Origin of the sequence: Candidatus Schmidhempelia bombi str. Bimp, assembly GCF_000471645.3 — a bacterium.
GTDB classification, from domain to species: Bacteria; Pseudomonadota; Gammaproteobacteria; order Enterobacterales; family Orbaceae; genus Utexia; species Utexia bombi.
Genome location: NZ_AWGA01000048.1, coordinates 1 through 10,396, shown reverse-complemented (window position 1 = coordinate 10,396; position 10,396 = coordinate 1). Strand labels below are relative to the sequence as shown.

At 35.3% G+C, this 10,396-nt stretch carries 7 protein-coding genes; 1 reads left to right on the top strand and 6 read right to left on the bottom strand.

What is annotated here, in order from left to right; genetic code table 11:
• From yejK to prlC, 6 genes are all read right to left on the bottom strand, one after another.
• On the bottom strand, window positions 1-880 hold an 880-nt coding region (yejK, locus tag O970_RS04675), incomplete at its 3' end, for a nucleoid-associated protein YejK (RefSeq protein WP_024495993.1).
• A gap of 116 nt (window positions 881-996) precedes the next feature.
• Window positions 997-2,859 (bottom strand): DNA topoisomerase III, encoded by a 1,863-nt coding sequence (locus O970_RS04670; RefSeq protein WP_024495992.1) that lies wholly within the window; start codon window positions 2,857-2,859, stop codon window positions 997-999.
• Between the two features lie 115 nt (window positions 2,860-2,974).
• Entirely contained in the window at window positions 2,975-3,985 is a 1,011-nt protein-coding gene (gene zntB, locus O970_RS04665; RefSeq protein ID WP_024495991.1) for a zinc transporter ZntB, read from the bottom strand.
• 1,072 nt (window positions 3,986-5,057) lie between these two features.
• The gene (locus tag O970_RS04660) at window positions 5,058-5,867 is read right to left on the bottom strand and encodes a hypothetical protein (RefSeq protein WP_024495990.1); all 810 of its coding nucleotides are present in this window, start codon (window positions 5,865-5,867) and stop codon (window positions 5,058-5,060) included.
• 415 nt (window positions 5,868-6,282) lie between these two features.
• Window positions 6,283-7,032 carry a class I SAM-dependent methyltransferase gene (locus tag O970_RS04655; RefSeq protein ID WP_024495989.1) on the bottom strand — a complete coding sequence of 250 codons (750 nt, stop codon included), beginning with the start codon at window positions 7,030-7,032 and terminating at the stop codon, window positions 6,283-6,285.
• Window positions 7,033-7,041: 9 nt separating this feature from the next.
• Window positions 7,042-9,084, bottom strand: a complete 2,043-nt coding sequence (gene prlC / locus O970_RS04650) for an oligopeptidase A (RefSeq protein WP_024495988.1) — start codon at window positions 9,082-9,084, stop codon at window positions 7,042-7,044.
• Between the two features lie 324 nt (window positions 9,085-9,408).
• Between prlC and guaB the strand changes: the two genes are divergently transcribed.
• Window positions 9,409-10,396, top strand: a 988-nt coding sequence (gene guaB, locus O970_RS04645; protein WP_024495987.1) for an IMP dehydrogenase, incomplete at its 3' end; no start/stop codon positions are given.

Sequence of the window (10,396 nt, the reverse complement as noted above, 5' to 3'; positions counted from 1 at the left end):
TGGATAACCCGCCACCACTACCACTGTATTTTTTCAAGCTACGTAATGCGCTACGATCGACAGGAAAAGTTTGTTCCAAATCGTACTCACTTTGCCGCACAAAATCGAGAAAACCATTATCCGTATTATCGGGCAAATTTTTTGCTAAGGAAGCAAGCTCTATCTCTTCACCCGTCTCAAGTTGATCATGACAATAATCATAAACTTGTTGACGACAAGCCTGTTTTTGTTGCTTATCTAATGGGATTTGCTGACAGTAATCATCAATAGCTTGAACTAAATTTTTATTTTGTAGTTTGGCATTTACACCCTCTGTTGCCCCTAGATAATCCATAAAAAAGTCAGCGACTTTACGTCCCACACGCCCTTTTAAAAAGGTTAAATAACGCTTCGAATCCGTTTCTGTTCGCCATTCAGTTAGATCAATTCGGGCAATAATATCAGCATGAGCGATGTCCAAGTACTGGGTATTCGTGACATTTAATTTATCATCTATGAATAGACTATGACAGTTATTTAATACGGCAATCATTAAATATTCAGCGCTCAAATAACGATATAAACAGAAAATAACCGTTCCCCCTTCGGCAAAAGGGTATTTGATAATCTCATCACGCAGTTGTTTAGTCGAAGTTTGGCTAAAATGAATAAAATCTTGTTTATTGGCATAATATTCGCGTACTGATTGAGCAAATACACTATCTTCATTGAATAAACCATAAGCTTTACTTTTATTATTATAAACTTGGTTAATTTCATTAATCAACTCAACCACGGCATCACTATTATTAATGGGAGTATCGCGTAAGATGACCTCAATTTCTGTATCACTTTTACGAATTAATTGATGTAAAACAATTTGTTCAATCTGTAAACTCATTCTTGCCTCTTAAATTTATTGATTAGCTTAGATTGTGGATGAACTTCACGCATTGCGACAAAGCGACTGTTTATCTAACCATTGACGTCTTACGTTTAAGTAAATTATAACAAAATTCAGCGAAATGATCGCTGCCGCAATTGTTCGATCAGTTGTTGCAGAAAAACCTGTAGTTCTTGCATAAAGGCATTATAACTACGTGACTTATTACTAATTTGTTCTAATTGTGATTCCCATAATGCAGTCATATCGGGCGTAGTTGCTACCTCTGGTAGATTGGCAATAAGTAATTTACCCGCCGCAGTCGCTTTGATTTGTTTACCGTTACGTTCCAAAAATTGACGTTTGAAAAGTAACTCAATAATACCTGCGCGCGTTGCTTCTGTTCCAAGACCATCGGTATCACGCAATATTTTTTTTATCTCTGGATCTTTGACAAAACGAGCAATACCTGTCATTGCTGATAATAGCGTCGCATCATTAAATGATTTTGGCGGTTGCGTCTGTTTATCCAGTAGTTCGGTATCAATGCAGTGAACAATTTCCCCTTTTTTAACCATGCTTTTTAATGGCGGTGCTTCAGGAGCTTGTACATCCATTTTTTCTTGATTATTTTTTGAATTAAATAAAACTTTCCAACCTTCCTCTAACATTTGTGTCGCTTTGGCGATAAATTTTCCACCCGCTATCTCAACATCAATTTGTAATTCAGCATAACGATAAGCAGGGTAAAACTGCGCAAGGTAATGTAACGCAATCGTTTGATAAATTAGTCTTTCATTGGCAGTTAAGCGTTCTATACCATTTTTACGCAATGTCGGAATAATGGCGTGATGAGCGTCAACTTTTTTATCATCCCATGCTTTTGAACGTAATGAAAAATTGGCCTGTTCTATCGCAACACTTAATTCGGGTAAATTATTAGTTAAGGCATTTTTAATGCTAGTAATTTGATTAATATGTTCTTCTGGTAAATAACGGCTATCTGAACGAGGATAAGTAATTAATTTATGTTTTTCATACAGAGCTTGACACGAGTCTAAGACCTCCTGTGCGCTTAATCCCGCTTTGCGCGCTAGTTCAATTTGTAAACTGGATAAATTAAATGGTAAGGGTGGCGCTAACGCTTTCTTTTTATTACTTACCTGTAAAATAGTACCTGGTTGTGATTGAATACGTTTTACCACATTCTCAGCCAGAGCTTTGGATAATATACGCCCTTCCTCGTCCTGATACGGAGCACATGCTACACTAGGTTGCCACTTGGCACGAAAACTCTCTTTATTTTTGGTTTCAAGTATCGCGTATACTTCATAATAAGCTTTAGGTTGAAAATGCGCAATATCGTGATCACGTTTAACCACAAGTCCTAAGAGTGGGGTTTGTACGCGCCCAACCGATAATACACCTTGATAACCTAATTGCCGTCCTTTAATGGTATATAAACGACTCATATTAATACCATAAAGCCAATCCGCTCTCGCCCGTGCTAAAGCGGAAATCGATAATGGAACAAAATCAAGATTACTGCGTAAATTTTTTAATGCTTTTTCTACAGCAGCAGCATTAAGATCGCTAATCAAACAACGTTTTACTGCCCGTCTTTTATTTGGCGTTAGCTGACAATAATTCAGTACTTCATCTATTAATAATTGACCTTCACGATCAGGATCGCCAACGTGGACAATCTGATCACTTTGGCTAATCAATTTTTTTAGTACTGTTAACTGTTTTTTTGTACTTTGTTTAGGAATAAGTCGCCATTTCTCCGGTATAATCGGAAGATCAGCCAATTGCCATTTTTTTAATCGTTCATCATAAGCGTCAGGTGAGGCTTGTTCTAACAGGTGTCCAATACACCAACTCACGATATCTCCATTACCAACACGAATAAATCCCTCCCCTTTTTGATGGGGTTTAGGCAACACATCAACAATTGCCCGCGCTAAACTTGGTTTTTCTGCAATATAGAGCAACATAATTATTGTACTAAACGTAACGTTTTAACCTGCTTATTCATCTCTGCTAGTCAAAGGTGATAAAAAATAAAAGATCGAAGAGTATATGCCCCTTTTTATTAATTGGCAAATTGACCTAAAGCCACTGTTTTTTCTTCAACCAGATCGTTAATATAATTCCCATAATAGTGAGTAGGAAACAGAATCCACCAAATGCCCACCAAAACTCGTTTAAAGGAATACCCGATAAGTTGACTCCAAATAAACTAGTAAGAAAAGTTAGGGGCAGAAAGATCGTTGATACTAATGACATAACATAGATACGTTTATTCATTGATTCCGTTAACATGGAATTAATCTGATCAATAATAGAGGCTAATCTTGATAAACAGCTATCAATTTCGCTGACATAAATATTTAATCGACCTGAAACATCGTGCATATGTTGACGATCATTATCGTCAATCCATGACAACCGTTCAGTTGAAATTTTAGTAAAGATATCTCGTTGCGGTGTTAATATACGACGCAATAAGACCAATTGTCGCCGTGTATGACTCATCTCTTTATGTGAAATAATACGTTTGTCACTTAATACGTTATCTTCAAGCTTGATGACTTGATTGTGAATTTTTTCTACAGCGCTATTTGCATAATCAGTTAAATTCTCAAAAATTTGCACTAGCCAATCCGCAACATCTACAGGTCCAATATTCTTGTTCAATTGTTCATACAATTGCTCAATCGCTTTTATTTTTTGGTGCTGAATCGAGATAATATAGGTATCAGTAATATAAAAGCGTAATGTAGCAATGGGGGTTGCCGGTAACCCATTAGCGGTGGTATTGACCCCTTTTAACACCACGAGTATACCACCCGTCATATCAAGACGAAACTCTCTTGGTAGCTCATCACGATTAAGCATATCGGTTTTAGCAATATCTGGGATTAAATCCGTATTATTAAGCCATTGTACGGTATCTTGATCTTTATCATCGAGGTGTATCCAGAAAGGCGTCGCTTTAGCAGTGGTTGCATCCGATGTAATTAACTGAGCCCCTCCTTTACCGTTAAGTTGATAAGAATAAATTGGTTTAGCGTCTAAAAACTGCTTCCCTGTTAGCGATGTTATATTAAGTTCAACCATGTTATTTTAACCCTAATAACCTATTTTTATCTTCAGTTTATAATAACGTAGTTTTAGATTAAATCGAAAATGGTGACCCAGTATAAAGTTTATGTTTGTTTTAAAACAAATTAAAAAATAATGAAAAAGTGATATTTAATATAGGCGTTTTTGATTCATAAAATGATTTAATTGAATAATCTCTTTATTGTTTAAATTAAAATTTATCTTAATTAGGCATAATAATTTATCATTTCAATTTAAAATAAATTTTTGTCATTGTTGCTATAGATATGAATTATTTATAGTATTTCTATACAATTAAGAATTATTTATAGTAATATTTAAAAAAATCAGTTAGTTAAAAATACATATATAGATATATTTAACTATAAAAAATATTCCCAACTACCATTTTGCCGCCATATTTTCTTTGCACTAAAAACATGAGAATGAGCTTGATATATTGTTATTTCGTTATAACGATTTAACAATTCAATATTATTTTATCGTAAAAAATATGGATTGCATTACCTTGAACTTCTTCACCTCTTTCAATCATCTTCTTATAAGAATCCGGCATGCCCCCATAAGATTTTTGTAAATTTATTTAAATCAGTGAAAAAATAAATGATAAAAGACGAACTTAAATTCAGTAATATAGTTTACATCATCTTCAATGCTATTAAAGCCTCTATCTGAAAGATAGCAATACCGAATAGTTATCATAACAATTGAGTAGTTATCATTTTATAACTGTCTTTATTTTCACAAATATTTGTAGTTAATTGTTCCATAAAAAATTGATTATTTCCGTCTTTTATCCCTCTAATTGAATGTCTATCTCATCATGATATAACCGTTCATCTAAATCCAATACCCATTGTCCATGTTCTAGGCTTGACTAGCTATAACAAATAAGCACTTTATTGATTATATTTATGACATCCATACTCTTTTTTAAATTAATGATTAAATAATTTATTGGTAATAAAAGAGACAAACATCTTTTTCAACCCTTACTGAAAAATTATTATTTTTTACTTATCCCATTTGATTTTTATTTAAGTAATAGCTATCCAGTAGTTTTTGATTAATTACTATCATTCTCTACTTTTACAATTCTAAAAAGTAACCCTTTTTTTAGGGTAGCTATTGGTAAATACAATATTTCATCGTAAAAATAATTTTTCTCTTGCCCATTTTGCTCTTTTGTAATAATTTTTTTAGCAACTAAACTATTATCATACCGCCTCAATAAAGCATAGTTTTGGTTATCATAACTAAATATTTGGTATGGTTTATTCGCCGTTAGAATAAAATTAAAAAATGTTATTGCGACAAGAATAAGAAATAAAAAAACCCAGAAAAAAAGATAATAAAATAATTGAATAAAGTTCATTGAACAAATTAACTTAAGAAAAAAGTAAATAAATAAAAGAATAGAAACCAAAATAATCACTACAGGCAAAAATAGCTTGTAAAAAATAAATTGGTTAAATTTATAAACAACAATAGATAAAATTACAACTATGGTTGTAATAATGAATATATAATAATTTTTGACTACTTGCTTTACATTTGAAGAAGACTTTTGGTGATTACGTAAATAATCAAATAAAATTGGTAACATGCTTGGAATAATTAATAATAAACATACTATATTATTTTTTATAAGAGTAGACATTGACAATGATATTAAATCGATATCAAATCCATAACAAATAGCAGTTATTACTTCACATATGTACGCGCTAATATATATTAGTGCGGTTAAAAGTATTGTAAACAAGCTTAAATTTCTTAATAAAATACTATCTTTCTGAATATCATCATTCTTTAGATAGTTGAAATTTCTTATTTTATCTGATACTGATTTTTTTGATTTATTTTTTTTAGCCATAATTATTCCATGAATAATATTTGCCTCGTTTCTAAAAGCTTACAGCTTTACTTTTGGTTCTTAATACTGATTCATATTCCTTGTTTTTTCAATTTTTTATGCTTGATACAGAGTCCTTGTAAACTTGGCGTTACGTTTTGTTGGATAGTTAAATCTTTTTCTTCTACCATTTTGATTAAACATAAATTGCATTTATTGAATATTATCCGTATTACATAAAAATTATTCTATTAAATTTGATAATATTAAAGACTATAGCAATAAGCTTCTAAATCTCACTTAATTTTCTATTTTTACATGATGTTTTGCCAACTAAATAAAATCAAGCCAAAATAATAATTATCTTGACTTGAAAATAAAAGATACTACTTAACTGCTATTGAGTAATAATGTGTATTTACTTAGCCAACGTACATCAACCCTGCCCTGCATAAATATCGAAACGGTGATTTTTAGTTTTGATTTCCGCTTGTGGTTTGCTTGCCTTTAAAAAAGGGGCATAATCAGGTCGTTTTACGACCACGCGTTTTTTAGCCAATTGACAAGCTATTGGGAGTAAATCATCGGCATCGTGATCCCCTCCAACCAATAGTTGAAATAGACGCATCTCTTTTTTAACCAACGCACTTTTTTGTCGATGTGGATACATGGGATCTAAATAAACCACATCAGGTTTTTCTGGTAGTGTTGGTAAAGCACTAAGACTGGAATCATGAATAAGACGCATACCTCGTTGCATCCATTCCCCAATGTCAGGGTCACGGTAAGCCCGTTGTAATCCATCATCTAATAAAGCAGCGACCACAGGATGTCGTTCAAATAGCGTCACTTGACAACCTAACGCAGCCAAAACAAACGCATCACGTCCTAAACCTGCGGTGGCATCAACAACAGTAGGGAGGTAATGACCTTTAATCCCTACCGCCTTTGCAACCGCTTCACCACGCCCACCACCAAAACGACGCCGATGTGCCATGGCCCCAGAAACAAAATCGACAACAATGTCACCTAATTTCGGCTCATCAAGCTTACGTAGTGCTAAATGAGAGCAAGTGAGAACTAAAGCCAAATTAGCCGTAGGATCAGCATCAAGTTGCCAGCGATCAGCTAATCCCGCTAATAGCGCAGGATCAGCATCAGGTTCACAAATAAGTTGAATCACAATGAATAACGCCTATTTCGCAATACCATAGTGGCGCAATAAGGCATCTAATTTTGGTTCACGCCCACGAAAATTTTTAAATAGGTTCATTGGTTCATCACTCCCCCCTTGGGACAAGATATGATCTAAGAACGCATTTCCTGTTTTTACATTGAAAATCCCTTCTTCCTCAAAGCGAGAAAAGGCGTCCGCGGATAAAACTTCTGCCCATAAATAGCTATAATAACCCGCGGCATAACCACCTGCAAAAATGTGACTAAATGCATGAGGAAAACGTCCCCACTCAACGGTTGGTACAACGGCGACTTGTTGTCTTACTTGTTGCAATGTTTCTAACACCTTAACTTCTTGCTCAGGGCTGTATTCATAATGTAGACGGAAATCAAATAAACCAAATTCTAATTGACGTAAAATAAATAACGCCGCTTGATAGTTTTTAGCCGCTAATAAGCGATCTAACATCGCTTTAGGTAATGATTCGCCGGTTTGATAATGACCAGAGATAAAAGACAACGCTTCAGGTTGCCAACACCAATTTTCTAAAAATTGGCTTGGTAATTCAACCGCATCCCAAGGCACGCCATTAATTCCTGCCACTGCTGACGTTTCAATTTCGGTTAACATATGGTGTAAACCATGGCCAAACTCATGGAACAATGTTGTAACCTCATCATGAGTAAATAAGGCTGGTTTATCACCAATAGGTCGGTTAAAGTTACAAGTTAAGTAAGCTACTGGTTTTTGTAGATGACCATCAGCAAAACGCATACGACCAAGGCAATCATCCATCCATGCACCACCTCGTTTATGTTCTCTGGCATACAGATCTAAATAGAAACTCCCTTTTAGTTCACCTTGTTTGTCAAAAAGATCAAAGAATCTTACTTGCTGATCCCATACTTCAACATCATGGCGCTCTTTAGCCGTAATGCCAAAAATACGGTGTACCACCTCAAATAAGCCACTTACTACGCGTTGTTCAGGAAAATAAGGACGTAACTCCTCATCATTAATAGCATAAAGATGTTGTTTCTGTTTTTCGCTGTAATAACTTATATCCCATGGTTGTAGATCGCTGGCACCAAAATATTCATAGGCATAGCGTTTTAATTGAGTCAGTTCATCTTCACCTTGTGGTTTTGCTCGCTGGGCTAAATCGGTTAGAAATGCCATAACTTGCTGAGGATCAGTGGCCATTTTGGTCGCTAGCGATTTGTCAGCATAACTAGCAAAACCAAGGAGAGTGGCAAGCTCATGACGTAATGCCACTATCTGTTTTATATTTTCGGTATTATCCCATTTCCCAGCATTAATGCCTTGATCTGATGCACGCGTCACATAAGCCTGATACATTTCATAACGTAAATCACGATTATCACAATAGGTCAGGATCGGAATATAACTTGGCATATCCAATGTTAATAACCAACCTTGCTGCCCTTTAGCCTCAGCTTGGGCTTTTGCCGCGGCTAAGGCACTTTCTGGTAAACCTGATAATAAATTAATATCCGTAATTAATTTACTAAAGGCCATCGTCGCATCCAGGACATTATTACTGTAATTGGATGATAATTCAGAAAGTTTGGCAACGATTTCACCGTAACGTTTCTGTTTATCTTCAGATAAACCAATACCTGATAGTTCAAAATCACGTAATGCATTATCAATCGCTTTACGTTGCGCCGAAGTTAACGTAGCATAATCATGACTTGTCTTTAGCTGTTTATAAGCATTATATAAACCTTTATGTTGGCCAACCCAAGTCCCATATTCTGATAGTAATGGCAGCGCAGCCTCATACGCCTCACGTAATGCTGGACTATTTTTTACCGAATTAAGATGACTAACCGGCGACCAAACTCGTCCTAATTTAGCATCTGCTTCATCAATAGGCTGAATGAGATTGTCCCATGTATAAGGAATGGTTTGTGCCACAACCGATTCAACCGTTTGTCGGCAGTGCTCTAAGGCTGATTTAACGGCAGGTAAGACATGTTCGGGTTGAATTTTGGAAAACAGCGGCAATGGTGCTTCAGTTAATAATGGATTGGTCATGCTGATACCTTGTAATAATTTAATCATTGATACTTTATCTAGCCCTCTATAATGAAGCCTAATCCAAAAAAATCAAGTATTAATAAGGGAAAATGATGATTAAATATCCAGTAAAAATTATTATTATTTATCCTACTTTATCCGTTTGATCATTAGTGTTAAAAGCTATGTAACCACACTCAGTACCCAATAATTGCTTTTAGTAAAAAATTAATTTTGTTAGTTAATCACTATAATATCAAATAAAAAATTGATTTATTTGAAAAAAATCTATAATATACCTCGGCAATATTTTATCAACAACTCAATTAGGATGAATATTGCATGTCTCGAATAATCAAGGAAGCACTCACATTTGATGATGTTCTTTTAGTTCCGGCCCACTCTACTGTCTTACCTAATACAGCAGATTTAAGTACCCAGTTAACCGAAAAAATTCGTTTGAATATTCCTATGCTTTCTGCAGCAATGGATACCGTTACAGAGGCTAAATTAGCGATTGCCTTAGCACAAGAAGGCGGTATCGGTTTTATTCATAAAAATATGTCGATTGAACGCCAAGTGGATGAGGTTCGTAAAGTCAAAAAGTATGAAAGTGGTATCGTTCGAGATCCTGTCACTATATTACCTTCTGCAACCGTCAAAGACGTTATCGCATTAGCCAAAGAGCATGGTTTTGCTGGTTTTCCGGTAGTCAACAATAAAAATGAACTTGTTGGTTTAGTAACAGCACGTGATGTACGATTTGTTACCGATCTATCCTTACCAATAACGGCAGTAATGACCCCCAAAGAACGCCTAGTCACCGTACATGAAGGGGAAAAACGCGAAACAGTCCTTAAATCTATGCATGAACATCGTATTGAAAAAGTACTGGTGGTCGATAAAAAATTTCATTTAAAAGGAATGATAACTGTTAGAGATTTCCAAAAAGCGGAAGAGAAACCTCATTCATGTAAAGATGAATTAGGCCAATTACGAGTAGGGGCCGCTGTAGGCGCCGCACCAGGAAATGAAGAACGGATCGCTGCATTAGTCGATGCGGGTATAGATGTGCTACTGATTGATTCATCACATGGACATTCAGAAGGGGTATTACAGCGTATTGCTGCTACGCGTAAAGCTTACCCTGATTTACAAATTATTGGTGGCAATGTTGCCACTGCTGAGGGCGCTTTAGCCTTAATTAAAGCAGGGGTTAATGCGGTAAAAGTAGGCATTGGTCCTGGCTCTATTTGTACCACCCGTATTGTGACTGGCGTGGGTGTACCACAAATTACCGCGATTATGGATGCGGTCGAAGAAGCAAAAA